Below are 26,153 nucleotides of genomic sequence, written 5' to 3' on the forward strand. Positions count from 1 at the left end.
GCCATGGCGACGACAACAGGGGACGCATCGCCCCTTGGGCACGTGAAACAGAGCCAGCCGCTGATCATCATCGCGTCCTCGCTGGGCGCGGTGTTCGAATGGTATGATTTCTATCTTTACGGCCTGCTCGCGACGATCATCACCGCGCAGTTCTTCTCGGGCGTCAACGAAACGACCGGGTTCATCTTCGCGCTCGCGGCGTTCGCGGCGGGGTTCGCGGTGCGGCCGTTCGGCGCGTTGGTGTTCGGGCGGATCGGCGACGTCGTCGGCCGCAAGAACACGTTCCTCGTGACGATGGCGATCATGGGCCTGTCGACCTTCCTGGTCGGCTTGCTCCCCAGCTACGCGTCGGTCGGCGTCGCCGCGCCGATCGCGCTTGTCGTGTTGCGCCTGTTGCAGGGCCTCGCGCTCGGCGGCGAATATGGTGGTGCTGCGACCTATGTCGCGGAGCACGCACCCGACAAGAAGCGCGGGCTGTTCACCAGCTTCATCCAGACCACTGCCTCGCTTGGGCTGTTCGCGGCGCTGTTGATCGTCATCGGCGTGCGGACCCTGGTCGGCGAAGAGGCGTTCGCGGCATGGGGCTGGCGTATCCCGTTCATCGTCTCGATCGCGCTGCTCGCAGTGTCGCTCTGGATCCGGATGCAGCTCGAAGAGAGCCCGGTGTTCCAGAAGATGAAGGACGAGGGCAAGACGTCGAAGGCGCCGTTGACCGAGGCGTTCGGGCAGTGGAGCAATCTCAAGGTCGTGCTGATCGCGCTGTTCGGTGCGGTCGTCGGGCAGGGTGTCGTGTTCTACACCAGCCAGTTCTACGCGTTGTTCTTCCTCGAGAAGAATTTGCGCGTCGACGGGCCGACCACCAACATCCTGATCGCGATCGCGCTGTTGATCGCCACGCCGGCGTTCATCTTCTTCGGCTGGCTGTCGGACAAGATTGGGCGGAAATACATCATCCTGACCGGCTGTGCGCTCGCCGCACTGACATACATGCCGCTGTTCCATGCGCTGTCGAAGGCCGCTAACCCGGCGCTCTATGCGGCGCAGGCCAATTCGCCGGTGACGGTGGTGGCCAATCCGGACGAGTGCTCGGTGCAGTTCGATCCGGTCGGCAAGAACAAGTTCGACAGCAGCTCGTGTGACATCGCCAAGGCGTATCTGGCGAAGGCCGGCATTTCCTATGCCAACGTGATCGCACCTGCTGGCACCGTCGCGCAGATCAAGATCGGCGGCACGACCATCCCGGTCGTCAATCCGGCGGTCGTTTCGGGGCCCGAGAAAGCCGCTGCGATCAAGGCGTTCGGTACCGAAGTGAAGACCGCCCTGACCGCGGTGGGTTATCCTGAAAAGGCGGACCCGGCGCAGATCAACAAGCCGATGGTCGTCGCGATCCTCGTCCTGCTCGTGCTGTACGTGACGATGGTCTACGGCCCGATCGCGGCGCTGCTCGTCGAGCTGTTCCCGACGCGGATCCGCTACACGTCGATGTCGCTGCCCTATCATATCGGCAATGGCTGGTTCGGCGGGTTCCTGCCGACCGCGGCGTTCGCGATGGTCGCGGCGACCGGGGATATCTACTACGGGCTCTGGTACCCGATCCTCGCCTGCGCGGTGACGGCGCTGGTCGGGTTGGTGTTCCTGCCCGAGACGTTCCGCCGGTCGCTGCATAGCTGACCGAAATTGGTCCGGACCCCGCAGGATACGGGGTCCGGATCGACGTTCAGCGGCGCAAATCGTTCGACCGGTAGAAGGCGGCAAGCGCACCGGTCGACTCGAGCGCCACTTTCGGCAGGTGGATGTCCTCGAACATCCGGGCATAGCGGGCTCGGTTCGCCCTGGTCGCGGTGGTGATGTGGCGGATCATCACCCATTTCACCGTATCACGACCGCCCTTGAGCGCGCCGCGACGATCATGATCGAACCAGCAGCGTTTCAGATAGCGGTAGAGGCTGACCGCAGTGGGAACGTCGAGCAGGATAAGCCCGGTGGCGCGCTCCAGCCGATGCGGGAGAAGCCGCGAATAATTGCCGTCGATCACCCAGCATGCGCCCAGAATCGCAGCGTCGTGCAACACGGCGAATTCGTCTGCGGGCCGCGGGACCCAGTCGGTATGCGGCAGATGGTGAAGCTGATCGAGGTGAATCGCGGTAAGCCCCCGCGCCTGCGATAGGGCGTCCGCCAGCGTGGACTTGCCGCTGTTGGACGGCCCTATGATGCAGATGCGCGATCCGAGTTCGTCCAACGTCATCCGCGCCGATTACTCTTCCGCGCGCTGAAGAAACAGAGCTCAGGCGATCTGGCGGGCGAGCGCCTTCTTCAACTTCGCATGCGCGGACGCCTTGATCTGGCAGACGCGCGCGGAGCCGACGCCGAAGACTTCGCCGATCTCCTCGAGGTTGAGTTCCTCGACATAATAAAGCTGGATCACCTGCGCCTCGCGTTCGGGCAGCGCGGTGATCGCCTTGATCAGGGCCTCGCGCATGTCGCTGTCGGCGAGCTGCTCGAATGCATCCGGCGTGTCGTCGGCGAACCAGGGCAGGTCGTCCGCATACATCTCGTCGATCGAGTCGAAGCGGATCGAGTCGGCGGTGACGTAGTCGGTGCGGAGTTTCTCGATCGTCACGCCGATATGCTCTGCGATCATGTCTTCTCCGGGAGCCTTGCCCGTGCGGGCGGTTAGCGTCGAGATCGCCTCGGCATATTGGCGGCGGCGACGCATCGCGCCGCGCGTGCTCGTGGCTTGGCGGCGGAGTTCGTCGATCATGCTGCCGCGCAGGCGGGTGATGAGGTAGGTCTTGAACGGCATGCCGCGCTCGTCGAAATTCGCGGCGGCTTCGACCAGCGCGACCAGGCCGACCTGGATCAGATCCTCGACCTCGACGCTGCTGCTCATGCTGCCGTGGACGTGCCAGGCGATCCGGCGGACCAGCGGCAGATGCTGTTTGACGAGCTGGTCGGCGTCGCCGCCGGGGCGTTGATGCGGGCGGTAGGTGAGGGGCTGGCCCGTGAAAGGTTGGGCGTCGGCGAAGGCGCCGCGCATCGGGAGCGCGCTCATGCCGCCAGCGCCTGCTGCGAGGCACCGATGACGGCGACGACTTCGACCGCCTTCTCCTCGGGCACTTCGAAGAACGACATGACCGGCGTATCGGGCAGGCACGTCCGCACCAGCTTGCGGATGGCGATGCGGATGGTCGGCTGGACCACCAGCGCGAACGGTTTCGCCTCGGCGATCAGCGGTTCGGCGGCGCGTTGCAACGCCTCGACGATGCGGCGGCCGAGATCGGGTTCGATGACGTGGCGGCGCGACTGATCGGCGCGCATCGCCTGGCCGAGCAGACCTTCCAATTGACCCTCCAACGTCATGACGCGCAGCGGTTCGCGCACGCCGCACAGTTTCTGGATGATGAGCGCGCCGAGTTCGGGACGGATCGTCTCGATGATCTCCTCGGCATCCTGCGTGCGCTGCGCCGCGACCGCGATCGCGCCGGCGATGCGGCGGAATTCCTTGAGCGGCACGTTCTCCGCGAGCAGTCCTTTCAGGACCTGCGTCAGCGTCGTGATCGGCAGCGGCGCGAGTGCCGCCACCAGCTGTGCGGCGCGCTCCTTGAGGCCGTCGAGCAGCGCCTGCACTTCGTCCTGGCCGAGCAGCTCGGACGCGTTCTGGCCAAGCAGGTGGTTCAGATGCGTCGCCATGACGGTGCCGGGATCGACCACGAGATAGCCCGCACCGGTCGCGGCATCGGCGTCGCCCGCATCGACCCAGGTCGCGTCGAGCCCGAAGGTCGGATCCTTGACCTTCTTGCCGAACAGGTCGCCGAACGCCTGGCCGGTGTCGAGCGCGAGCATCTCGTCGGGCGACACGGTGTCCTCGCCGACGACGACGCCGTTGACGAGGATGCGGTAGACGTACGGGGCGAGGTTGATGTCGTCGCGGACGCGGACCTGCGGCACGACGAAGCCGAGTTCCTTCGACAGCTGGCGACGGACGCCGGTGATCCGCCCCATCAGCGGCGACCCGCGCCGCTCGTCGGCAAGCGGCACCAGGCCGTAACCGATGTCGAGATTGACCTGCATGCCGTCGGTGACTTCCTCCCAGCCGATCTTCGACTGGTCGATCGTCTCGACCGGGACGACCACGACGGGGGCGGGGCGGCGCTCGATCTGGCGCAGCTTCCACGCGGCGAACCCGGCGATCGCCGCGGCGGGCAGGATCACCATGTGCGGCATACCGGGCAGGATGCCGAGCAGCGCGAGGATGACCGCGACCGGCGTCCAGGTGCGTGGCGAACCGAACTGGCCGCCGATCTGGCCGGCGAGATCCTTGTCGGAGGTGACGCGGGTCACGATCGAAGCGGCGGCGATCGAGAGCATCAGCGACGGCAGCTGCGCGACGAGTGCGTCGCCGATCGCGAGCAGGATGTAATTGTGCGCGGCGTCGGCGATCGTCATGCCGTGGCTGACGGGGCCGAGGATCAGGCCGCCGATGATGTTGGCGGCGAGGATCAGCATCGCCGCGACCGCATCGCCCTTCACGAACTTCGACGAGCCGTCCATCGAGCCGTAGAAATCGGCTTCGGTCGAGACTTCGACGCGGCGCGCCTTGGCTTCGTCGGGGGTGATGAGGCCCGCGTTGAGGTCGGCGTCGATCGCCATCTGCTTGCCGGGGAGTGCATCGAGCGTGAAGCGCGCGCTGACTTCCGACACGCGGCCCGCGCCCTTGGTGACGACGATCATGTTGATGATCATCAGGATCGCGAAGACGAAGATGCCGACGACGTAATCGCCGCCGATCAGGAACGTGCCGAACGCCTCGATGACGTGACCCGCCGCGCTCTCGCCCTCATGGCCATGGACCAGCACGATGCGGGTCGAGGCGACGTTGAGGCCGAGACGGAACAGGGTGGCGAACAGCAGCACGGTCGGGAAGGCGGAGAAATCGAGCGGCTTCTGCGCGTTCAGGGCGACCATCAACACCGCGAGGCTGATCGCGATGTTCGCCACGAAGAAGATGTCGAGCATGAACGCCGGGATCGGCACGACCATGACGAGCACGAGCAGCAGGATCGCGAGCGGCAGGACCGACGCGCGGGCGTTGGAGAGAATGCGGTTCATGGCTTAGCCGCCCAACCGTGCGAGCATCATGTAGGCGAGCCGCGCGGTATCGGGCGTCGGGCGCAGGATGCTGGCGGCGGCCTGCGTCGTCTTGCCGGTGAACCTGCCCATCGCCGTGGTCGCCCAGGCGAGTGCGTCGTCGGCGCTTTCGTTGCTGCCGGTGATGACCGTGGAGCCGTTCATGTCGAGCGCCTGCGCGGCGTAGTTGGCGGGCGTCGCGGTCGCGCTGGCCCCGGCGGCGGCACCGCCGAGCTTGTCGGCGAACCGGTCGTAGATCGCCGACAGCGTGCGTGGTTGGTTGTTCGAATCGTAGAAGACGTTGTGGTTCGCGCGCGCGGCGGCGGGGAAGAGCGCCGCGCCGCTCGCCTGCGGGTTGGCCTGCATCGTCTTGAGGAACTTGGTCGCGCCGCCGAGACCCATGAAGTGCGCCATATACAGGTCGGTGCCCGAGGCCGGGCGGTTCAGCGTGCCTTCGAGCGACGCCTTGTTGTCCGAGGCGTATTCGGCGGCCATCAGCGAGGCGGCATTGGGATCGTTGCGCAGCGCGAGGATCGCCGCCTTGGTGCCGGCATCGCCGACCGAGAGGCGGCCGCTCGACGACTGGCCGATGCTGTTCGCGGCCCAGGCCATGCCGTGCTCGGCGCCGTGCTTCTTGACGACGGAGAGCCAGCTCTGTTCGATGAACTGATAGAGGCCCGATGCGCTCGACGTGCCGGCCTTGGCATTGGCGTTCAGCCCGCTCTCGAGCTTCGCCTGGCCCAGCAGATAGTCGAAATCCACGCCCGTCTTGCTGCTCGCAAGCGCGATCGCGGACTGGATCCGGCCGGTAGTGATAGGATTGACGGTCATGCCCGTGTGCGGTGCCCCTGGTTCAGGGGATGCTAAGCAAGGGGCGTGCCAGTTTCTCTTTCTTCGTCACCCCGGACTGGTTCCGGGGTCCACGGTGCCGCGCGCTCTCAGGGTATGGGGTATGCGGACCGGTGGATGCCGGAACAAGCCCGGCATGACGGGAGGTTAAGCGTACGCGGCGCGCAGACCCGGCCGATACCCGGCAATGGCACCGTCACCGGTCAGGGTTTGCAGGCGGCGGCGGACATTTGCCGCCATCAGATTGGTGTAGATCCGGCACGTCTCGTTGAGCCGGTTCGCTTCGTCGGCCAGCTCGCGGATCTCGGTGCCGGCGGGGCCGGTGCCGAGCAGCGCGACCTGTTCGATCCCGGCAAGCTTGTCGGCGGTCGCGCGCTCGAGGCTGGCGACGTCGTTCGACTTCAGCGCGGCGATCTCGGCATGCAGCGAGTCGATCACGCGGATCAGGGCTTCACGCCGCTTCATTGGAATTCCAGGCGAGGCTGAGCGCCATCAGCCGATCGGCGATGGTCGCGGGAAGGATGGGGAAGGTGCCGCTGGCGATCGCCTTCTTGATCTCGGCGACGCGCGTCGCGTTGACCGGGGGCGACGAGGCCATCGTCTTCGCCAGGGCCAACGAGTCCGAGAGGACCGAGGGCTGGGCCGATGCCGGCGACGATGCCTGCTGTACCGGCGTCTGAACGGCCGTCGTCGGCGTCGCGGCGGCGACGCGCGCGACGGAGCGATCTCCTGCTACTGACGGCTTCGCGCCGATCGAATCCACCATGTCCGCATCCTTTGGTTTGCGCTGACATCAGGAGATACGACCGCACGCTCGAAAGCTTTAGCAAAATTAAACCGTTCGAAAATTCGGGTCGGCCGGGCTCAGTTCGACCAGCCGGGCAGCGTGGCGTGGCCAGCCTCGATCGCGATCGCCTGGACCGGCGTGCGGGTGTCGTCGACCTTGACCATGAACCGACCGCCGGGCGCGGCATCGCCCATCGCGACGCCCTCGCGGCTGATCGAAAAGCCTTCGGTGCCCGCCTCGATCACGATCGGATCGCCGCGCTTGATCACCGGCGGGAGCTTGGCGACGGGGACGAACGACGCGGCGATGGCTGCGGGGGCGCTTGCCGGGCGGATGACGGGGACGAAGATCCGCCATGCCGGTCCGGCGCACGAGACGACGACTGCGTCATGCTGTTCGGAGCGCCACGACAGCGACACCGTCGGGCAGGTCGCGAGCCGCAATCGCGCGTCGACCGGCGTGCGCGCGCCACCCTCGGCGCCTGTCGGGCGGCCCGTGAAGGCCGCGACCGAGGCGTCTAGCGTGGTGGTGTCCTGGAAGCTCGCGGCGACCAGCAGGAGGGGAAGAATCATGACATGGTCCTCATGGGGGCAATCTTCTGCATGGGAGCGGTCTTCTGCGGCTCGCCGACGAAGGCGAGCGAGACGATGGCGGCACGGCGGCCGGGTTTGGTCGTGGTGACGATCGTCACGCGCGACGGCGCGACCGCCGACAGCGCAGCGGCGACGGCGCGGGCGCGGTCGGCAGCGAGGATCGCGGCGCTACCGGTGGTGGGGTCGACGTCGGCGGGGGTGCCGTCGGTCGAGCCGGTGACGGTCAGCATCATGCGCGGATCGCGCCCGGCCTCGCGCGCCCAGGCGACGAGCGCGCCCGGGCTGGTCGGCATGATCGCCGAGCCGGGCGCGAAATCGAGCATGCCCGCGGCGGCGACCGGCATCGGCGTCGGCTCGGCGACGTTCGCGCCGAATCCCTTGCGGATGCCCTTCGCCAGATCGCGCGCGCCGAGATGCTGGCTCGCCTGGACGAGCACGAGAAAGCCGACGAGCAGGAGCGCGAGATCGGCGAGCGTCATCAGCCACAGCGGTTTGCCGGGCGCCGTCTCGGGATAGTCGCTGGTCGTCATGCTGCCGAGACTGCCGGGACCAAGGTTGGCAGCGGGGTCGGTGCGACATAGCCGCGTGGCGTCTCGCGTTCGGCGAGTGCCACCAGCGGCGCTTCGATCCGTGCGCGTTCGAACGCTTCGGTGCGGCCTTGCGCGCGGAGGCGGTTGGCGATCGGCATGAACACCAGATTGGCGAGCAGCGCACCATACAGCGTCGCGAGCAGTGCGACCGCCATCGCGCCGCCGATCGCGTCGGGATTGTTCATCGTCGCGAACATCTGCGCGAGGCCGATCAGCGTGCCGACCATGCCCATCGCCGGGGCGGCCTCGGCTGCGCCCGCCCAGACATCGGCGGCGGCGACGTGGCGCTCGATCCGCGCGCGACGACGATGCTGGACGAGAGTCGCGACGCTGTTTGCCGTCCCGCCGTCGACGATCGCGGCGATCCCGGCGGCGACGTCATTGTCGGTGATAACCGAGCGATCCAGCGCCATCACGCCGTGGCGCTTGGCGATCCGCGACAGCGCGGTGATCTGTTGCAGCAACGGATCGGCGTCGAACCGGGCGCGACCGAGGATGGTCACCGCGGCCAGCGCGCGGCCGAGGTCGCGGGCGGGCGTGCGCAGGACGACGGCGAGCGCGGTGCCGCCACCGACGATGGCGAGCGCGACGGGATCGAACAGGAGGTCGGAAGTGATCATACGCGCGATCTCTGCAAGGTGTGGGCCAGTTTTGGGGGCGTTGTGGGCGGGGGTGGTGGCTGCGCTCTTTGGAAGGGAGGCTGGGCGCGTTGGTCGCGAGCTGCTGTGCTCGCCAAGAGGCCCACCCACCCCCGGCCCCTCCCTTCACGAGGGAGGGGGGAAGTAAGGTGTGGGTTGTTGGGTGGGGCCCGATCCTTTCCCTAAGCCACCACCTCGGCGAAGGCCGGGGTCCAATTGGGTAACGTCGCTAACGCAGGGCGCGCTTCGTTACTGCTACCTTGCCAATTGGGCCCCGGCCTTCGCCGGGGTGGTGCGTTTGTTTGTTTGTTGGCCGTCTATGAGGGGGGGGGGCGGGGTGGCTCCTCGTTGTTCTCCCGCGAAGGCGGGAGTCCAGTCTGGGTCCCCGCCTTCGCGGGGAAACATGGAGTAGAGCGGGATGCGCGCTGAAATTTCTTGCTCCCCTCCCTCGTGAAGGGAGGGGCTGGGGGTGGGTGGGCTGTTTGGCTGGCTGCGGCGCCCACCGAACATTCTCTAACCCCTTCATAAGCTAGGTGAGCCGCGAACCGGCAAAGCGGCTGCCGGTTGGTGCTGCCGCACCGGCAAACGGTTGCCGGACGGCTTGCCGGCCACCTGCCGTCGACCGGCAAAGCAACATCCTCCACCCACATCGCGAAAACTGGCACGGGCATTGCTTATGTCTGGTTGCGCAACGGTTGCGCCGGGAGACAGGTCTGTGTCAGGCGACACGCTTTTCGGAGTTCATGGGGCGGCACTCGAGGTGCGCTCGCAGCGCATGGGCGTGCTGGCGTCGAACATCGCCAACGCGTCGACGCCGGGCTTCAAGGCGCGCGACATCGATTTCAACGCGGCGCTTGCGTCGGTCGAGAACGATGGCGGCACGAGTGCCGCGACCAAATACCGCGTCGCGACGCAGACCTCGCTCGATGGCAACACCGTCGAGCTGAGCCACGAGCAGACCGCGTTCGCCGAGAACGCCGTCCAGTATCAGACGACGCTGTCGTTCCTGAACGGGCGGATCAGCACGATCACCCGCGCGCTGAAGGGGGAATAAGACGTGTCCAACCAGCCCATGACGATCTTCCAGGTGGCCGGCCGCGCGATGTCCGCGCAGCTCGTCCGGATGAACACCACCGCGTCCAACCTTGCCAACGCTGGCGGCACGACCGGATCGGCGGAGACCGCGTACAAGTCGATGCGGCCGGTGTTCCGCACCAGCTTCGACGCGGCGAGCGGCATGTCGACGGTCGACGTCGAGCGCGTCGTCAGCGCCGGCGAAGCGCCGACCAAGCGCTACGACCCCGACAATCCGATGGCCGACAAGGATGGCAACATCTTCGAGGCATCGGTCGATGAAACCCGCGAGATGGTCGACATGATGGAGACCGCACGCAGCTATCAGAACAACGTCGAAGTGATGAACACGGCCAAGTCGCTCATCATCGATACCCTCAAGCTAGGCCGCTGATCATGGCGACATCTTTCGATTCCACGCTGAACAGTCTCGGTATCGCGCGCACCTCGACGGCGGCGGCCAAAACGGCGACCCCCTCGGGCTCGTCGAATCTCGGCCAGTCCGATTTCCTGAAGCTGATGACCGCGCAGATGCAGAACCAGGACCCGTTCAACCCGGTCGACAACACCCAGATGGTCGCGCAGATGGCGCAGATCTCGACCACCTCGGGGATCTCCGAGATGAATTCGACGATGAAGGCGATCGCCGACAAGCTCGGCGTCACCAGCACCAGCGAAGCAATGGGCTATGTCGGCAAGACCGTGCTGACCGCCGGCACGACCGCGTACGGCCGGACCGGCGGCGGGATCGCCGGGTCGGTCGAGCTGGCCGCCGCGGCGTCGGGCGTCAACGTGACGATCAGCGACGCGAGCGGCGCCGCGCTCAAGACGATGGCGCTCGGGCCGCAGGCCAAGGGCACGGTCGGCTACGACTGGGACGGCAAGAATGCCGCCGGGGTCGATGCCGGCAATGGCCCCTTCACGATCAGCGTCGCGGCGCAGAGCGGCGGCGCCGCGGTCGGCGCGACCAACCTGGTCTGGGCACCGGTCCAGTCGGTCTCGACCACCACCGGTTCTGCCGTCCTCACCCTCCCCGGCATCGGCGAAGTGCCGGCCAGCGCCATCCGCCAGATCGGCTGATCGCACCCCCTAATTTCAAGGAGTTCACCGCATGTCTTTCTATACCTCGCTTTCCGGTCTCCAGGCTTCGCAGGCCGAAATGGCGACGATCTCGCACAATCTGGCGAACGTCTCGACCAACGGCTTCAAGAAGAGCCGCACCGATTTCGCCGACGTGATCGCTTCGAGCGTGTCGGTCGCGCCGTCGCAGCAGGTCGGCTCGGGCGTCATGGTCAAGGGCAACCGCCAGCAGTTCGGACAGGGCAATCTGCTCCAGTCGGCGAGCGCGCTCGACCTCGCCGTGTCGGGTGACGGCTTCTTCGCGGTCAAGCCCGATCCGAGCTCGGCGACGGTCAACTACACGCGCAACGGCTCGTTCCTGGTCGACGCCAACAACAACGTCACCGACGCGAACGGCAACTTCCTCCAGGTCTATCCGGTCGACGGTTCGGGCAACGTCATCCAGGCGAGCATGAACACGCTGCAGAACCTGACGCTGCCCGCGACCAGCGGCGCGCTGAAGGCGACGCAGGACGTCAAGCTGGGCGTCAACCTGAACGCCAACACCGCGCAGCCGGCGAACGCGACGTTCAACCGCCTCGACGTGTCGTCGTACAACCAGGCGACGACCACCTCGGTCTATGACTCGCAGGGCAATCCGATGGCGATGACGAGCTATTACGTCCGCGATACGGCGCCGATCGCAACGCCCCAGGGCGGCACCGCCGACCTGTCGTCGACCTGGTCGGTCTACAGCTTCGTCGGCGACAAGCCGATGACGGCAGGCGGCAGCGACAGCGTGAAATTGCAGTTCGGCAGCACCGGGCAGCTGATAGCTCCGGCGGCCAAGACCACGTTCGACGCGTTCACCCCGGCCAGCGGGTCGGCGCAGGCGATCAGCCTCGACCTGACCGCGAGCACGCAGAGCGCGGCGTCGTTCAAGGTTGCCACGCAGACGCAGGACGGCCTTGCGGTCGGCCAGTTGCAGGGCGTGACCGTCGACGATGCCGGGATCGTCAAGGCGAGCTTCTCGAACGGCGACGTCAAGGCTCTGGGCCAGGTGGCACTCGTCAACTTCTCGAACCCGTCGGGTCTGCGCCAGCTCGGTGACAGCGGCTGGGCATCGACCGGCGTCTCGGGCAGCCCGATCGCCGGCACGGCTGGTCAGCGTGGCCTCGGCAACCTGATGTCGGGGACGATCGAACGATCGAACGTCGACATCACCGAGGAGCTGGTCAATTTGATCGCGGCACAGCGCAATTTCCAGGCGAATTCGAAGGCGCTGGATACCGCCAGCCAGATTTCGCAGACCATCTTCAACATCCGCAGCTGACCGAAAAAGCGCGCAGGGGACCCTGAATGGACAAGCTGGTCTACACCGCGGCGTCGGGCCTGCGTGCGCACATGGCGGCGCAGGCGGCGATCGCCAACAACATGGCGAACGCGTCGACGACCGGATTCCGCGCCGATCGCGTGGTGTTCGACCGGATGAACCTGAAGGGCGACGGCACCACGCTGGAAGCGCGCGCGCCGACCTCGGAAGAGGTCACCGACGCGGACCGGTCGCCGGGCGCCATCCAGCAGACCGGGCGGCCGCTCGACGTCGCGATCACCGGCACCACCGCGTGGCTGGCGGTGCAGGCGTCGGACGGCTCAGAGGCGTATACCCGCCGTGGCGATCTGGAGGTCGCGCCATCGGGCGTGCTGCAGACCGGCGACGGGCATCCGGTGATCGGCTCGGGGGGGCCGATCACGCTGCCGCCTTACCAGTCGCTGTCGATCGCTGGCGACGGGACGATCTCGATCGTGCCGCAGGGTGGCGACGCGAAGAACCCGCAGGTCATCGACAAGCTCAAGCTCGCCGACACCAAGGGGTCGGAGACGGTCAAGGGCCTCGACAACCTGCTGCGCGTCAAGGGCGGGGGGACGCTGCCCGAAGATCTCGATGCGAAGGTGCAGGGCGGGGCGATCGAGGGATCGAACGTCAACATGACGCAGGCGCTGGTCGACATGATCGAGAACCAGCGCAGCTACGAAGTCCAGGCCAATATGTTGAAGTCCGCCAAGGACATGGATGAAAGCGGTGCATCCGTGATGCGCCTGCCGAGCTAGAAGGAACCGACGAATGTCATCCGCAGCCATGCATATCGCGCGTACCGGGCTCGACGCCCAGGACATGCGCATGCGCGTCATCTCGAACAATCTCGCCAACGTGAACACGACGGGCTTCAAGAAGGACCGCGCCGCGTTCGAGACGCTCGCCTACCAGGTCGTGACGACGCCGGGCGCGCAAAGCACGTCCGAGACCAAATACGCCACCGGCCTCAATCTCGGCACCGGCGTCAAGATCCAGGGCACCGCGCGTGTCGATACGCAGGGCGCGATGCAGACCACCGGCAACAGCCTCGATCTCGCGCTCGACGGCGATGGCTATTTCCAGGTGCAGATGCCCGGCGGTACGCTCGGCTATACGCGCTCGGGCAATTTCTCGCGCTCGGCCGAAGGTTTGCTGGTCACCAGCGAGGGCTATCAGGTGCAACCCGGCATCACCGTGCCGCAGGGCACGACCGCGATCACGATCGGGTCGGACGGCACCGTGTCGGCGACCGTTCCCGGCCAGACCGAAGCGACCCAGCTCGGCCAGATCCAGGTGGCGAACTTTCCGAACGGCGCCGGGCTCCAGGCGACCGGCGACAATTATCTCGTCGAGACCGCGGCGAGCGGCGCGGCCAATGTCGGCGTCGCGGGCCAGGACGGTCGCGGCAACATCAAGCAGGGCATGCTGGAGGCGTCGAACGTCAACGTCGTCGAGGAACTCGTCGACATGATCGAGACGCAGCGCGCCTACGAGGTGAATTCCAAGATGATCTCGGCGACCGACGACATGCTCAAATACGTCAACCAGAACATCTGATCATGACCCGCACCGCTTCCCATTCCGTCGTCCTGATGACCGCGATCGCGCTCGCCGGGTTCGCTTCGTCCGCGGCCGATGCCGGCATCTTCGGCAAGAAGCTGCCGCCCGAGGATTTCTCGGTCGCGCGGCCTCTTCCGGTGGTCCCGGTGCCGGTCGTCGCGACGGGCTCGATCTTCCAGGCGCAGGACGGTTACGCAGCGCTGTACGAAGGCTGGCGCGCGCGGAAGGTCGGCGATCCGCTGACGATCGTGCTGGTCGAGCGGACCGCCGCGTCGAAGACGTCGGGGTCGAAGCTCGACAGCAATGGCGGCGCGAGCATCACGCCGCCGACCACCGGCGCGCTCAACCTGTTCAACAAGAGCGATGCGGCGATCAGCGGCGGGCGCAATTTCAACGGCGCCGGCGCCGCCGACCAGACGAACTCGCTGTCGGGCGAAGTCAGCGTGACGGTCGCGCAGGTCTATCCGAACGGGACGATGCTGGTGCAGGGCCAGAAGCGCGTGACGCTCAACCGCGGCGACGAGTTCCTCAAGATCAAGGGCCTGGTCCGTACCGCCGATGTCGACGCCAACAACCGCGTGCTGTCGACCCGCGTGGCCGACGCGCAGATCTCGTACACCGGCAAGGGCGACGTCGCCCGCGCCGGCCGCCAGGGGTGGCTCGGCCGCTTCTTCTCCGTCGTCAGCCCGTTCTAAGGCCGTGACCATGCGCTTCCTGCTCGCCCTTTTCGCATCGCTCCTGATCGCAGGCCCGGCCTCGGCCGACCGGATCAAGGACCTGGGCGGGTTCCAGGGGATCCGATCGAACCAGCTGACCGGCTACGGCATCGTCGTGGGGCTCCCCGGCACCGGTGACGACAATCTCGAATACACCGTGCAATCGCTGAAGGCGGTCGCATCGCGCTTCGGCCTGCAGCTGCCGCCGACCGCGAACCCGGGCATGAAGAACGCGGCGGTGGTGATGATCACCGCCGAACTGCCGCCGTTCGCCAAGCCTGGCCAGCGCCTCGACATCACCGTCGCATCGATGGGCAAGGCGAAGTCCTTGCGTGGTGGCAGCCTGATCATGACGCCGCTGCTCGGTGCCGATAACCAGATCTACGCGATGGCGCAGGGCAACCTCGCGGTCGGCGGATTGGGTGCAGAGGGCGCGGACGGGTCGAAGATCGTCGTCAACGTGCCCTCGACTGGGCGCATCCCCGAGGGGGCGACGGTCGAACGTGCGGTCGCGACCGGGTTCGACAGCGCGCCGATGCTCACCTTCAACCTCGCGCGCGCCGATTTCACCACCGCGCAGAACGTCGCGGGCGCGATCAATTCCAAGCTCGGCTTCGGCAGCGCGCAGGCGATCGATGCGGTCTCGGTGTCGGTGCGCGCGCCGATCGGCGCGGATGTCCGGGCCACGCTGATGTCGACGATCGAGAATCTCGACGTCGTGTCCGCCGAACCGTCGGCCAAGGTGATCGTCAACGCGCGCACCGGCACCGTCGTCATCAACTCGGCGGTCCGGGTCGGCCCGGCGGCGATCACGCACGGCAAGATGACGGTGCGGATCGACGAGAAGCCGCAGGTCAGCCAGCCCGCGCCGTTCAGCCAGGGCCAGACCGCGATCACCCCGAACAGCCGCGTCGCGGTCGAGGAGGAGCGTCGGCCGATGTTCCTGCTCGCACCCGGCCCCAAGCTCGCCGACATCGTCAAGGCGGTCAACGCGATCGGCGCATCTCCCGCCGATCTGGTCGCGATCCTCGAAGCGCTGAAGGAAGCCGGCGCGCTCAAGGCCGAGTTGATCGTCCTGTGAGCGCGATCACCACCCCCACGCTCGCGACGACCGCGACCACCGGGATCTCGACCGACACGAGCCGGCTCAAGTCGAAGGACAATCTCGACAAGGCCGGCCAGAAGTTCGAGGCGGTCTTCACCGGCATGATGTTGAAGAGCATGCGGCAGGCGAAACTGGCCGATCCGATCTTCGATTCGAAGGCGATCGACACCTTCACCGACATGCAGGACGGGCTGATCGCGAAGTCGATGGCCGAGCACACGCCGCTCGGCATCGGCAAGGCGATGACCGATTTTCTCAGCAAATCTCAATCGGATATTAACCCGGCGCCGACAGACTCACCGCCATGAGCGATCTCCTTTCGATCGGCGCGTCGGGCGTCCGCGCGTACCAGACCGCGTTGTCCACGGTGTCCGAGAACATCGCGAACACCGGCACCGCGGGCTATACCCGGCGGACGACGACGCTTGGCGAAGTCGCGTCGATCGGCGGCGGGATCGCCGCGCGGACGTCGTCGAACGGCAGCGGGGTGGTCGTCGTCGGCATCGGCCGCAGCGCCAATGCCTATCGCTCGCAGGCGGTGCGCAGCGCCGGCACCGATCTGGCGAAGACCGAAACCAGCATTGCCTGGATGAGCCGGATCGAGACGTCGCTGGGCGACAACAAGCTCGGCGACCGGCTAACCAGCTTCTTCGGCGCGGCGCAGACGCTGTCGGCCGATCCGACCTCGATTCCGGCCCGCGCGGCGATGCTCGAATCGGCGGGCAGTGCCGCCGCCGCCTTCGCGACCACCGGCAAGGCGCTCGATACCGCGACCGCCGAACTCGATGCGACGACCTCGCAGGCGGTCGATTCGCTCAATTCGCTCGGCACCGCGCTCGCCAAGATCAACGACGGTATCGCGCGGTCGCAGCCGGGTTCGTCGAGCGCGGCGCAGCTTGCCGACCAGCGCGATCAGGTGCTCGACCAGATGAGCACGCTGACCGACGTGAGCACGTCGTTCGACGGTCTCGGCCGCGCGACGGTGCGGCTCGGCGGTGCGGCCGGACCGGCGTTCGTCGTCGGTTCCGACAGTGGCCAGGCGGCGTACGCCCGCAACGACGAAGGCGCGGTGCAGTTCACGGTCACGCAAGGCGGCGCCACCTCGACGCTGTCGCCTTCGGGCGGCGCGCTCGCAGGGTTCGCCGACGGAGCGCAGCGGCTCGTCGCCGCCCGCGACGGGCTGAACGTGATCGCCAAGGATTTCACCGCGCAGGTCAATGCGGTCCAGGCACAGGGCCGCGATCTCGACGGCAAGGCCGGTACCGCGCTGTTCGCGACCGGTGAGACGCCGACCGACATCTCGGTGGCACTGACCGACCCGCGCGGGATCGCCGCCGCGGGTGCGAACGGCAGCATGCGCGATGCGTCGAACCTGGCCGCGTTGCAGACCGTCCGGTCGAGCGGCGGGTTCGAGACGCGCACGGTCAACCTGATTGCCGGCAATGCCGCCGCACTCCAGCAGCGCACGACCGTGGCCGATGCGCAGAGCGCGATCCGCGACGGCGCGGTCAGCGCGCTCGCGTCGGCGTCGGGGGTCGATCTCGATAGCGAAGCGGTCGATCTGCTGCGCTTCCAGCAGGCCTATCAGGCGTCGAGCCGGGTGATCCAGACCGCGCGCGACACGTTCCAGTCCATCCTCGAGATTCGGTAACGCCCATGCAGATCCCGACGAGCCTTTTCTACGACCGGTCGTCGGCGGCCATGACGTCGCTGTCCAGCAAGGCGGATGCACTCAATGCGCAGATCTCGACCGGCAAGCGGTTCACCGCGCCGTCGCAGGACAGCGTCGCATATCAGCGGCTGGCCGGGCTCGCGCGCGATACCGCCAACGACAAGGCCTATGCCGCCAACCTCGGCACCGCCGAATCGGTATTGAAGCAGGGCGATACCAGTCTCAGCGCGATGTCCGATCAGTTGCAGAACGCGACGGTGCTGGTGACGCAGGCGAAGAACGGCACGCTGAGTGCGCTGGACCGCAAGGCGATCGGCGAGCAGATCGCCGGGATCGTCGCCTCGCTGACGAATATCGCCAACGCGAAGGACGCGCGCGGCCAGCCGCTGTTCGGCGGGTCGGACGGGGCCGCGGCGGTCGCGACCGATGGCAGCTACGCGCTGGCGTCGAAGCCGGTCACCGGAATCCCGATCGGCGACGGTCAGAGCGTGCAAGCCAACGAAACCGCCGCACGGATCTTCACCGTCGGCGGAAAGACCAACGCGGATGGCGGCGTCGGCGGGGGCACCAACACGCTGGCGATGCTGTCGGCGATCGCGACCGCGCTGCAATCGGATGATTTCAAGGCGAGTTCGCTCGATACCTCGCTGGCCGATATCAGCGCCGCCTCCGATCAGGTGTCGACCGTGCAGGCCTCGCTCGGCGCACGCGCGGCGCGAGTCGATCTGGAGAGTTCGCGGCTGACCGATGTCGCCGCGGACCGCGAGGAGACCCGCTCGGGTCTCGAGGACACCGATGCCACGACCACGTTCATCGAGCTGCAAAAGACAATGACGATCCTGTCGGCGACGCAGGCGAGCTTTACGAAGCTGTCGGCGTTGTCATTGTTCGATTATCTTCGCTGACGGCTGCGTTCGGTAACCGGATGGCTACGAAATCCGGTTAATTCCCTGGCTACGCACTTGCCATTGTCGGCCCAGAGGGAATTTCCAGCACCATGTTTCCGGTAATCGGCATCGTCGTCCTGCTCGTCATGGTGTTTGGCGGATTCGCCTTTACGGGCGGCGCGCTCGGCCCCGTCCTGGAGGCGATCCCGCATGAGATGCTGATCATCGGCGGCGCCGCCGCCGGCGCGCTGATCATCGGCAATTCCGGCAAGGAACTCAAAGCGCTCGGCGCCGGGCTGGGCAAGGTCTTCAAGGGCCCGAAATACAAGAAGCAGGATTATCTCGACGTCATCTTCCTCGTCAGCAAGCTGATGAAGATGCTGCGGATGGACGGGCCGATCGCGCTCGAGCCGCATGTCGAGGATCCGCAGTCGTCCGCCGTATTCGCCGAATATCCCAAACTCCTGAAGAACCACGCGCTCGTCAACCTGATCGCCGATACGCTGCGCCTCGTCGTCGTGTCGTCGGGCACGCTCGACGTGCATGCGGTTGAGGAGGTGATGGACCAGTCGATCAAGACGCATCATCACGAGGAGGAAAGCGCGCATGGTACGCTGACCAGCCTTGCCGACGCGCTGCCCGCGCTCGGCATCGTCGCCGCCGTGCTCGGCGTGGTGAAGACGATGGGGTCGATCGACAAGCCGCCGTCGATCCTCGGCTCGATGATCGGCTCGGCGCTGGTCGGCACGTTCATGGGCGTGTTGCTGGCGTACGGCATGGTCGCGCCGCTCGCCAACCGGTTGCGCCAGGTGCTCGACGCCGACGCCGCGATCTACGGCGTGGTCAAGCAGATCATCATCGCCTCGCTGCACGGCCATCCGCAGCCGCTGGTGATCGAGGCCGCACGCTCGGGGATCGCGCACAAGAACCAGCCGGGCTTCGCCGAAGTCTTCGACGGGCTTCGCGGCAAGTAGAGCGACAGACACATGGCCCGCGCCCCTCACGGCAACATCCAGCCGCCGAAAATCATCGTCAAGAAGATCTATATCGAAGGTCATGGCGGGCATCACGGTGGTGCCTGGAAGGTCGCCTATGCCGATTTCGTGACCGCGATGATGGCGTTTTTCCTGCTGCTGTGGATTCTCGGCGCGACCACCGAGAAGCAGCGCAAGGGAATCGCCGATTACTTCGCGCCGACGCTGCTCGATACGCGCTCGCTCGGGATCGGTGGCGGCGCGCTGTTCGGCGGTGAATCGATCCTCGACAAGAACAAGATCGGACCCAAGGCGGGCCAGACCAGCATGCCGCAGATCGCGGTGCCCGATGCGGGCAAGGGTGGCGCCTCGACCGGTACCGGCGAGCAGGGCACGATCAAGAACCGCCAGGCGCTCGCGAGCGAAGATCGCAAGAACTTCGAAGCGATGCGCAAGCGCGTGCTGAGCCAGATCGCCGCTTCGCCCAAGCTGTCGCGGCTCGCGAGCCATGTCCGCTTCGTCCCGACGCAGGACGGCATGCGGATCGATCTGGTCGACGATGCGGATTATTCGATGTTCGCGCTCGGCACGACCGCACTCGATCCGCAGGCGGGCGACCTGATCGGGATGATCGCGAAGACGATCGAGGGGATGAAGAACCCGATCATGATCCGCGGCCATACCGACAGCGTGCCGTATGGCGACCCGCGCGCGATGAACAACTGGATGCTGTCGTCGGGCCGCGCCGAGGCGACGCGTCGCCGGCTGCTGATCGGCGGCACGCCCGAGGCGCGGTTCGAGCGGATCGAAGGCGTTGCCGACCGCGAACCGCTGATCGTCAAGGATCCGAGCGACCCGCGCAACCGCCGCGTTGCGATCACGTTGCTCTACCGGCGCGGCGTGTTCGGCAAGTAATCGCGGACGGGCACTGAGTAACATGAAAAAGGCCCGGCATCGCGTGATGCCGGGCCTTTTTCATATTGGTCGAGGCTGCATGACAGCGCCGATGATCGTGGCGATTACTCGGCGCCAGCGGTGTCCGATTTGCGCTTGCGCGGGGCGGCCGGCGCGGCTTCGGGCTTGCGGGCGCCGGGCTTGCGACCCAGACCGATCTTCTTGGCCATCGCGCGACGGCTCTCCGAATAATTCTCGGCGACCATCGGATAGTCGGGCTTGAGGCCGTAGCGCTCGCGATATTCGGCGGGGGTCATGCCGTGGGTGGCGAGATGGCGACGCAGCGTCTTGTAAGACTTGCCGTCGATCATCGAGATGATGTGATCCTTCGACGCGAGCGATTTGCGCGCGGTTACTGCCGGCGTGTATTCGGTCGCGGTTTCGACCGGAGTCGTATCGGTCGTACCACCAAGCAGCGTAGAGACGGTCTCGTGCATCTTTCCCAGAAATGCCGGAACGTCTTCGGCCGAGCTGCGCGTGTTCGGGTTGCCCAGCCACGCGATCGTCAGTTCGGTCGCGAGCTCTACAGCATTCAGGTCGGTGGTATCTTCGGCCATGCTACACTCCATTGTCTATTGCCCCCGTAACGAGCTTCGACAACGTATTCAACCACATGGGACGTAATTGGGCCGTTTAATCTAAGATAGTCTAAATAGGAAGTCGCTGCACGGCGAGATAAGTCCATTTTGATTGCTTTAGATCAGGCTGGCGTTGCGCCGATTGGCCTATCGTAGCGCATGAGGGCATGATGTTCAGCTTGGCGCATTTCGGCTTCCGGCAATATCGGCGCGATCTGGACGCGCCCGAGCGACGACCGGTCGGACCCTTCATGTCGCCAGAGAGCGCATCCAAGGCGCGCCGGCGGGCTGATCGCCCGCACCCGCGTTCAGGTCAGCGTGTCTCCGTGTTCAGTCCTGGCGGGCGGGCGGCGCGAACGCGAGCACCTCGCGCGTGTAGGTTTCGACCACTTCGCTGATCGGGGTTCCCGCGGCGGTGACCAGTAGCGCGCGGTTCTCGATGACATGCGGGGGAATGTCCAACGCCGGCGCCCCGCGAGGGATCGGCGCGCCGGTATCCCAGCCGGCCGGCAGCGGCGACCACAGCAGCCGCGCCGACACCGTCTGGCGACGGAAATGGAGAGGCTGCACCACGCGACCGAACGGCGTGTCGCTGCCGTCGAGCGCGGCATTCATCTGCGGGGTCAGCCGCGACGGGACGTACCAGTTGTCCGCTTCCGACAGGACATGCGACCCGCACCGCAGCCGCACCCGCCGATAGCGGATCGGCTCGTCGTCGCTGACGCCCAGGCGGCGGCGTTGCTCGGCGGTCGGCGTCTTCGTGATCGTCGGATCGCGGTCGGCGACGATCTTGCTGCCCGGTGCGGCGAGGTGATGGTCGGCACACCAGTCGTCGAGCACCAGCGTCGCACTGTTGCGCGTGAGCAGCAGGATCTCGAGCGACTGGAGCGCGGCGAGACTTTCCGCCCGACCGATGATGTCCCCCGGCCAGATGTGCGAGCGGGGTTGTTCTGACGGACTCCCGGCGGTCGAAACAACCGACGCGAGCGTCGGGGCAAACACTGAGGCGAATACGGGGGCGATCATGCAATCCTCCACGAAAAATACGATGTGTCGGGTAGGCCGGGGCGTCCGATCGGCTCGGCGAGAGGCGAGACGTCTTCAGGCAGCAATGTCTTCCAGGGCACGATTGGCCGTGGCGGGCCCGAACACGCCGATCGCGCCGATCACGACGATGTACGCGGCGGCGATGAAGCCGAACACGCCGGCGACGCCGCCCTGTCGCAGAACGAAGGCGATCAGGAACGCGTTGAGCATCGCCGAGATCCGGCTGAACGCATAGACGAAGCCGATCGCCTTGGCACGGATCCGCGTCGGAAAGATCTCGGCCTGGTAGGCGTGATACGCGAACGAGATCGTGTTGCCCGCCACGGTCAGCACGATACCGAGCAGGATCAGCAGCGCCGGGCTGGCGGAGGCGGCGAACAGCCCGCCCGCCGACACGACCGTCGCCGCGCCGGCAACGATGATCCACTTGCGTTCGAACCGATCGCCGATCGCGAGGCCGAGCATCGGCCCGACCGGGGCGGCGAGCGCGATGATCGCGGTATACGCCATGCTCTTGGTGACCGGGATGCCGTGCTCGATCAGCAAGGTCGGAACCCAGTTGGTGAATCCGAAATAGCCGATCGTCTGGAAGACGTTGAAGACGATCATCATGATCGTCCGGCGGCGATAGGGCGCACGAAACATCTCGCCGAACCGTCCGTCCCGCACCACCGGGCGCTCTGCGGAGGGCAGGGGAAGCGCTGCGCCGCTCTCCTGCTCGACGCGCCGTTCGAGCGCGGCGACGATCGCCTCGGCTTCGACCAGCCGCCCTTGCTGCACCAACCAGCGCGGGCTCTCGGGCAGGCGCCGGCGGATATACCACACCGCGACCGCGCTGGTCGCGCCGATCAGCACGACCCAGCGCCAGCCCTCCAGTCCGAACGGCGTCAGTGGCACCAGTATCCACGACAGCAGCGCGACGACCGGTACGGCGACGAAGCCGATCGTCTGGCTGAGCGCGATCGCCCGCCCCCGGACATGCCCGGGGACGAGCTCGCAGATGAAGGTGTCGATCGTGATCATCTCGACGCCGAGCCCGATCCCTGCGCAGAACCGCAGCGCGTTGATCGCCATCGCACTCGACTGGAACGCCATCGCCACCGATGCGGCCGAATAGCCCAGCAGCGCCCAGGTGAAGACCGCACGTCGCCCGAAGCGATCGTTGAAGGCGCCCGCGATCATCGTACCGACCGTCAGTCCGGCGAACAGCGCCGCGATGAACGACGCGATACCCTGGGTGCCGAAAAGGCCCGCGGTCGTCGTCGTGAAGAGGCCGCCGCTCACCAGGCCGGGTGCGATATAGCCCGACAGCAGCATGTCGTAGAGTTCGAAGAAGAACGCCAGGCCGAGCAGCGCGACGATCGTCCATACCGTCCGCGTGGCCGGCAGCCGGTCGAGCCGGGCGGACACATCACCGTTGGTCGCGATGGTCATTGTTCGTAAGGGTGGCAGCACATCGCTCTCCGATCGCGAACGCGTGAAACGCTCGAACCGTGCCGGATACCGACCTCACATGTCGATAGAATGACGCCGCGCAAACGCCACGACTGGCCGCGAATACAGGGCGCCGCGCCGGCTCCGGTCGGGAGCAGGTGTTTGGGGGCGCGCTCGATGGGCGAATCCGAACTACCCCGATCGGTGCCCAGGCGGTTCATGCGGTCGAAGTATCGACCGGGTGCCTGGTCGTGGCGCGGCGGCCGTCGATATCGCAGTACCGACCGGCGGATCCCACGCCAGCAAGAGGCGTCTGGAGGATCGCCGGAAACTCGGCATTTCCCTGGGTTCCGCCCATGGTGCCCTACAAAGGCCTATGGCGAGGTAATCAGGCCGTTGGAGAAATCATCCGCTGACGGGACGGTTTCGATACCGCGATTCGTGACACTCACGTCGCTCGTGCGCGGGCATTCCCGGTTTCAATCCCTCGAGTCGCGCAACGCCTCCAACTCGGCCAGTCTCGCCGGATCGTCGGCGGCAAGCGCTTCTTCGAGATAGAAGCTATGCGCGATATTGCGCACCACCTCCTGCGCTTCACCACTATATTCGGCGGCGATGACCGCGAAGGCGTCGACCAGTTCGCGAAGAAACCCTTTTTCCAAAGCTTCAAGCTGGGCACCCAGAACTTCCATCATCTCGACAGAGACATCGGGATCCAGCAGGTCTTCGCCTGTCAAATCTGCAAACACTACAAAGCGCGCGATGATGCGGGCGACCGGTATGGCGATCATGGCTTGACCACCCTGACTTTGATGTTGGTGACCTCCATCTTCTTCAGCAGCTTTACTGCTTTGGCTTTCTGGACAGGGGTAGGAACCTCCCATGTTCCGATGAGCCGATGCTGCGCCAACACCTGCGATTGTCGTAATAGCTGGGCTCGTGCATGCGGCGCATCCCTTACGCCCCACTTTCGATCGATAACGTATTCGCCTTGTATGCCATCGAACTTGACCGGTCGCCTCGAGCCGTCCGGCATTGTTCGCATTAGCGTCGGCGCCTGCCCAGGGCGCGCGCCAGTCGCCGAGTCATTATACGCTGTCCAAGGTTCGTCGGGTTTGAGAGTTTCCTTCACCCAGCCGATCTGCGGCGGATCATAAGTTGTGCGTGGCCTCGCAATACGTAGGCTACGCAGCGCCGAAACCTTGGAGAGCGCGGCCCCAGGCGCGACCGCCAGCGCAACATTCCCGGCGACCGATCCCGTGGCTCGACCGATATCCCGCGCCGAAGCGTTGGTGACCGCGTCTGCCGCACGCGAAATCTGTACGCGAGCGGGCGTATCCTCGGCAGCGATCGCCGTGTCGATCATCCCCGCTATCCCGCGGCCGGCGTCGCGAACGGTGGTGACCGGATTTGTCGTCAGCGCAGCATGGACCCCCGCCACCGTTTCTTCCCGAACGTCGTACAATCCCTGACCTTACGCCACCGACAAACTCGGCGACGGGGTTCGGCTGGTCGCCGCGCCGCGATCCCGGAATGTGCGCGGATTGCGCCTTGGCCGACCTGCGCTCTACCGACTTTCGGTCGTCGCCCGCGAGCGGTTGGGCACGCGGCACTTCCGCTTTCGGCGGTGTCGAGGTCCGCGACGTATCACGATTCCCGGCGCTTGGAGCGCGATCGTTCCTGGCGCTAGGGGCATGGGCCTCGCTCGATCCCTCACGGCGTCCCGCGCCTGCAAAGGTAAACCGGCCGTCCGCCGGATCATGCCATGGATTGAATTTGAGTTCGAGACCGTCAGGACCCCGCGCCGATGGCACCTTACCCGTTCGCAGCCACCGTGAAAACGCGTTCCGCTCGCCGCTGCCCGATGTCTGGACCATGCCATCCCCCGCCTGTCATTGCGGTGAGAACATCTGAGCAACATTGTCCTACAAGTCAAGCGCAACGCGAGCGGATCTTGAGATCCGCCTCGCCCGAACGCGCTTCTATGTAGTGTGGTGCCCGGAAGAGGACTCGAACCTCCACGACCTTGCGATCGCCAGCACCTGAAGCTGGTGCGTCTACCAATTCCGCCATCCGGGCACGGGGTAGGAGGGCGCCTCTAGGGGAGGGTCGCGATGCTTGTCAACACGCCTCTTGCTGGGGCAAGGGGTTATTCGTGATTGGCAGGCAAAACAAAGTGGACGGACGCGTGATGAACGACAAACTGGTGACGCTGATCGGGGGTGGCGGTTTCGTCGGCCGCTATGTCGCACAGGCGCTGCTGGCGACGGGCGCACGCGTCCGCATCGCACAGCGCGATCCGCGGCAGGCGTTCTTCCTGAAACCGCTCGGCGGGCTCGGCCAGACGCAGTTCGTCGGTGCCGACGTCACCAAGCCCGAGACGATCGCGCATGCGGTTCACGGCTCGGACGTGGTGGTGAACCTGGTCGGCGTGCTCGCGGGCGATTTCCAGCGCGTCCAGGCTCTCGGCGCACAGACGGTGGCACAGGCTGCGGCGACGGCCGGCGTGGGCGCGCTCGTGCACGTCTCGGCGATCGGCGCGGATCCGGAGTCCGCGTCGGCGTACGGCAAGTCGAAGGGGCAGGGCGAGGCCGCCGTGCTCGAGGCGTTCCCGAACGCGACGATCCTGCGACCGTCGATCGTGTTCGGCCAGGAAGACCAGTTCGTGAACCGCTTTGCCGGGATGATCGCCAAGGCGCCCGTCGTGCCGGTGCTGCGCGCGTCCGCGAAGTTCCAGCCAGTGTTCGTCGGCAACGTGGCGGACGCGGTGGTGGCAGCGGCGTCCGATCCCGAGACGTTCGGCGGCAAGACCTTCGAGCTTGGCGGGCCCGACATCATAACCATGGGCAACCTGATCCGCTGGATCGCGAAGACGATCGGCCGCAATCCCTCGATCGTCGAGCTGCCGGACTTTGCCGGCGCGCTGATCGCCAAGGGCGGTTTCCTGCCGGGCGCGCCGATCACCAAGGACCAGTGGACGATGCTGCAGAGCGACAATATCGTTACCGGCACCGATGGCCTCGCCGCGTTCGGGATCGAAGCGACCCCGCTGTCGACGGTCGCGCCCGGCTGGCTGGTGCGGTTTCGCAAAGCCGGACGGTTCGGTCGCCGCGCCGAAACGCGTGCGGAAGTTCACGCAGACTAATGCTGCA

The 26,153-nt window shown here is 66.3% G+C and carries 29 protein-coding genes and 1 tRNA gene; 15 read left to right on the forward strand and 15 right to left on the reverse strand.

The annotated features are described in order from the left end of the window. Nucleotides 1-3: 3 nt before the first annotated feature. Entirely contained in the window at nt 4-1,671 is a 1,668-nt protein-coding gene (locus tag ASG20_RS14530; RefSeq protein ID WP_056054180.1) for an MFS transporter, read from the forward strand. A gap of 46 nt (nt 1,672-1,717) precedes the next feature. Here ASG20_RS14530 and ASG20_RS14535 read toward each other — a convergent pair whose 3' ends face one another. The 9 genes from ASG20_RS14535 to ASG20_RS14575 all read right to left on the reverse strand — a co-directional run bounded on the left by ASG20_RS14535 (nt 1,718) and on the right by ASG20_RS14575 (nt 8,566). Continuing rightward, nucleotides 1,718-2,245: an AAA family ATPase gene (locus ASG20_RS14535; protein ID WP_056054183.1), complete on the reverse strand. Its 528-nt coding sequence runs from the start codon at nt 2,243-2,245 to the stop codon at nt 1,718-1,720. 39 nt (nt 2,246-2,284) lie between these two features. Beyond that, nucleotides 2,285-3,052, reverse strand: coding sequence for a FliA/WhiG family RNA polymerase sigma factor (locus tag ASG20_RS14540; RefSeq protein WP_056054186.1), 768 nt, complete (start codon nt 3,050-3,052; stop codon nt 2,285-2,287). Further along, entirely contained in the window at nt 3,049-5,109 is a 2,061-nt protein-coding gene (flhA, locus tag ASG20_RS14545; protein ID WP_056054189.1) for a flagellar biosynthesis protein FlhA, read from the reverse strand. Before flhA ends, ASG20_RS14540 begins: the two co-directional genes overlap by 4 nt. A 3-nt stretch (nt 5,110-5,112) precedes the next feature. Continuing rightward, nucleotides 5,113-5,958: a hypothetical protein gene (locus tag ASG20_RS14550; protein WP_056054192.1), complete on the reverse strand. Its 846-nt coding sequence runs from the start codon at nt 5,956-5,958 to the stop codon at nt 5,113-5,115. A 165-nt stretch (nt 5,959-6,123) separates the two neighbouring features. Further along, nucleotides 6,124-6,441 carry a hypothetical protein gene (locus ASG20_RS14555; protein ID WP_056054194.1) on the reverse strand — a complete coding sequence of 106 codons (318 nt, stop codon included), beginning with the start codon at nt 6,439-6,441 and terminating at the stop codon, nt 6,124-6,126. Continuing rightward, nucleotides 6,428-6,742 carry a flagellar biosynthesis anti-sigma factor FlgM gene (flgM, locus tag ASG20_RS14560; protein ID WP_056054198.1) on the reverse strand — a complete coding sequence of 105 codons (315 nt, stop codon included), beginning with the start codon at nt 6,740-6,742 and terminating at the stop codon, nt 6,428-6,430. The genes ASG20_RS14555 and flgM overlap by 14 nt, the downstream gene beginning before the upstream one ends. Nucleotides 6,743-6,840: 98 nt before the next feature. Further along, on the reverse strand, nt 6,841-7,335 hold the full coding sequence (locus ASG20_RS14565) for a flagella basal body P-ring formation protein FlgA (protein ID WP_056054201.1): 495 nt from the start codon (nt 7,333-7,335) through the stop codon (nt 6,841-6,843). Continuing rightward, the gene (locus tag ASG20_RS14570) at nt 7,332-7,886 is read right to left on the reverse strand and encodes a hypothetical protein (protein ID WP_231420573.1); all 555 of its coding nucleotides are present in this window, start codon (nt 7,884-7,886) and stop codon (nt 7,332-7,334) included. The genes ASG20_RS14565 and ASG20_RS14570 overlap by 4 nt, the downstream gene beginning before the upstream one ends. Then, entirely contained in the window at nt 7,883-8,566 is a 684-nt protein-coding gene (locus tag ASG20_RS14575; RefSeq protein ID WP_056054203.1) for a motility protein A, read from the reverse strand. The genes ASG20_RS14570 and ASG20_RS14575 overlap by 4 nt, the downstream gene beginning before the upstream one ends. A 694-nt stretch (nt 8,567-9,260) precedes the next feature. On the opposite strand from ASG20_RS14575, the gene ASG20_RS14580 reads away from it, so the two are divergent. The 13 genes from ASG20_RS14580 to ASG20_RS14640 all read left to right on the forward strand — a co-directional run bounded on the left by ASG20_RS14580 (nt 9,261) and on the right by ASG20_RS14640 (nt 19,903). Continuing rightward, complete coding sequence (locus tag ASG20_RS14580) at nt 9,261-9,638, forward strand: flagellar basal body protein (protein ID WP_082470992.1); 378 nt, start codon at nt 9,261-9,263, stop codon at nt 9,636-9,638. 18 nt (nt 9,639-9,656) lie between these two features. Next, nucleotides 9,657-10,052 carry a flagellar basal body rod protein FlgC gene (gene flgC / locus ASG20_RS14585; protein ID WP_056054208.1) on the forward strand — a complete coding sequence of 132 codons (396 nt, stop codon included), beginning with the start codon at nt 9,657-9,659 and terminating at the stop codon, nt 10,050-10,052. Nucleotides 10,053-10,054: 2 nt separating this feature from the next. After that, nucleotides 10,055-10,738 carry a flagellar hook assembly protein FlgD gene (locus tag ASG20_RS14590; RefSeq protein ID WP_056054212.1) on the forward strand — a complete coding sequence of 228 codons (684 nt, stop codon included), beginning with the start codon at nt 10,055-10,057 and terminating at the stop codon, nt 10,736-10,738. 31 nt (nt 10,739-10,769) lie between these two features. Beyond that, nucleotides 10,770-12,050 carry a flagellar hook protein FlgE gene (locus ASG20_RS14595; RefSeq protein WP_056054214.1) on the forward strand — a complete coding sequence of 427 codons (1,281 nt, stop codon included), beginning with the start codon at nt 10,770-10,772 and terminating at the stop codon, nt 12,048-12,050. Nucleotides 12,051-12,076: 26 nt separating this feature from the next. After that, entirely contained in the window at nt 12,077-12,829 is a 753-nt protein-coding gene (gene flgF, locus ASG20_RS14600; RefSeq protein ID WP_056054217.1) for a flagellar basal-body rod protein FlgF, read from the forward strand. A gap of 13 nt (nt 12,830-12,842) precedes the next feature. Next, nucleotides 12,843-13,631 carry a flagellar basal-body rod protein FlgG gene (gene flgG / locus ASG20_RS14605; RefSeq protein ID WP_056054219.1) on the forward strand — a complete coding sequence of 263 codons (789 nt, stop codon included), beginning with the start codon at nt 12,843-12,845 and terminating at the stop codon, nt 13,629-13,631. 2 nt (nt 13,632-13,633) lie between these two features. Further along, nucleotides 13,634-14,329, forward strand: a complete 696-nt coding sequence (locus tag ASG20_RS14610; RefSeq protein WP_056054222.1) for a flagellar basal body L-ring protein FlgH — start codon at nt 13,634-13,636, stop codon at nt 14,327-14,329. Nucleotides 14,330-14,339: 10 nt separating this feature from the next. Then, nucleotides 14,340-15,431 carry a flagellar basal body P-ring protein FlgI gene (locus ASG20_RS14615; protein WP_056054822.1) on the forward strand — a complete coding sequence of 364 codons (1,092 nt, stop codon included), beginning with the start codon at nt 14,340-14,342 and terminating at the stop codon, nt 15,429-15,431. Continuing rightward, nucleotides 15,428-15,763 carry a rod-binding protein gene (locus ASG20_RS14620; RefSeq protein WP_231420571.1) on the forward strand — a complete coding sequence of 112 codons (336 nt, stop codon included), beginning with the start codon at nt 15,428-15,430 and terminating at the stop codon, nt 15,761-15,763. The genes ASG20_RS14615 and ASG20_RS14620 overlap by 4 nt, the downstream gene beginning before the upstream one ends. Beyond that, on the forward strand, nt 15,760-17,106 hold the full coding sequence (gene flgK / locus ASG20_RS14625; RefSeq protein WP_056054225.1) for a flagellar hook-associated protein FlgK: 1,347 nt from the start codon (nt 15,760-15,762) through the stop codon (nt 17,104-17,106). Before ASG20_RS14620 ends, flgK begins: the two co-directional genes overlap by 4 nt. 5 nt (nt 17,107-17,111) lie before the next feature. Further along, nucleotides 17,112-18,032: a flagellin N-terminal helical domain-containing protein gene (locus tag ASG20_RS14630; protein WP_056054228.1), complete on the forward strand. Its 921-nt coding sequence runs from the start codon at nt 17,112-17,114 to the stop codon at nt 18,030-18,032. Between the two features lie 92 nt (nt 18,033-18,124). Then, a complete protein-coding gene (motA, locus tag ASG20_RS14635) occupies nt 18,125-18,988 on the forward strand; it encodes a flagellar motor stator protein MotA (protein ID WP_056054231.1) in 864 nt (287 codons plus the stop codon). 12 nt (nt 18,989-19,000) lie between these two features. Next, a complete protein-coding gene (locus tag ASG20_RS14640; protein WP_056054233.1) occupies nt 19,001-19,903 on the forward strand; it encodes a flagellar motor protein MotB in 903 nt (300 codons plus the stop codon). Nucleotides 19,904-20,007: 104 nt separating this feature from the next. Here ASG20_RS14640 and ASG20_RS14645 read toward each other — a convergent pair whose 3' ends face one another. The 6 genes from ASG20_RS14645 to ASG20_RS14670 all read right to left on the reverse strand — a co-directional run bounded on the left by ASG20_RS14645 (nt 20,008) and on the right by ASG20_RS14670 (nt 25,080). Beyond that, nucleotides 20,008-20,499 carry a MucR family transcriptional regulator gene (locus ASG20_RS14645; RefSeq protein ID WP_056054236.1) on the reverse strand — a complete coding sequence of 164 codons (492 nt, stop codon included), beginning with the start codon at nt 20,497-20,499 and terminating at the stop codon, nt 20,008-20,010. A gap of 351 nt (nt 20,500-20,850) precedes the next feature. After that, on the reverse strand, nt 20,851-21,546 hold the full coding sequence (locus ASG20_RS14650) for a hypothetical protein (protein ID WP_056054237.1): 696 nt from the start codon (nt 21,544-21,546) through the stop codon (nt 20,851-20,853). Between the two features lie 75 nt (nt 21,547-21,621). After that, nucleotides 21,622-23,001 (reverse strand): MFS transporter, encoded by a 1,380-nt coding sequence (locus ASG20_RS14655; RefSeq protein WP_056054242.1) that lies wholly within the window; start codon nt 22,999-23,001, stop codon nt 21,622-21,624. Nucleotides 23,002-23,480: 479 nt separating this feature from the next. Further along, nucleotides 23,481-23,792 (reverse strand): hypothetical protein, encoded by a 312-nt coding sequence (locus tag ASG20_RS14660; protein ID WP_056054245.1) that lies wholly within the window; start codon nt 23,790-23,792, stop codon nt 23,481-23,483. Next, nucleotides 23,789-24,367: a hypothetical protein gene (locus ASG20_RS14665; protein WP_056054247.1), complete on the reverse strand. Its 579-nt coding sequence runs from the start codon at nt 24,365-24,367 to the stop codon at nt 23,789-23,791. Before ASG20_RS14665 ends, ASG20_RS14660 begins: the two co-directional genes overlap by 4 nt. Before the next feature lie 626 nt (nt 24,368-24,993). After that, nucleotides 24,994-25,080 (reverse strand) — tRNA-Leu (locus ASG20_RS14670). Between the two features lie 112 nt (nt 25,081-25,192). Here ASG20_RS14670 and ASG20_RS14675 point away from each other — a divergent pair. After that, on the forward strand, nt 25,193-26,146 hold the full coding sequence (locus tag ASG20_RS14675; RefSeq protein ID WP_056054250.1) for a complex I NDUFA9 subunit family protein: 954 nt from the start codon (nt 25,193-25,195) through the stop codon (nt 26,144-26,146). Nucleotides 26,147-26,153: the final 7 nt, after the last annotated feature.

Origin of the sequence: Sphingomonas sp. Leaf198, assembly GCF_001424005.1 — a bacterium.
Classification (GTDB): Bacteria; Pseudomonadota; Alphaproteobacteria; order Sphingomonadales; family Sphingomonadaceae; genus Sphingomonas.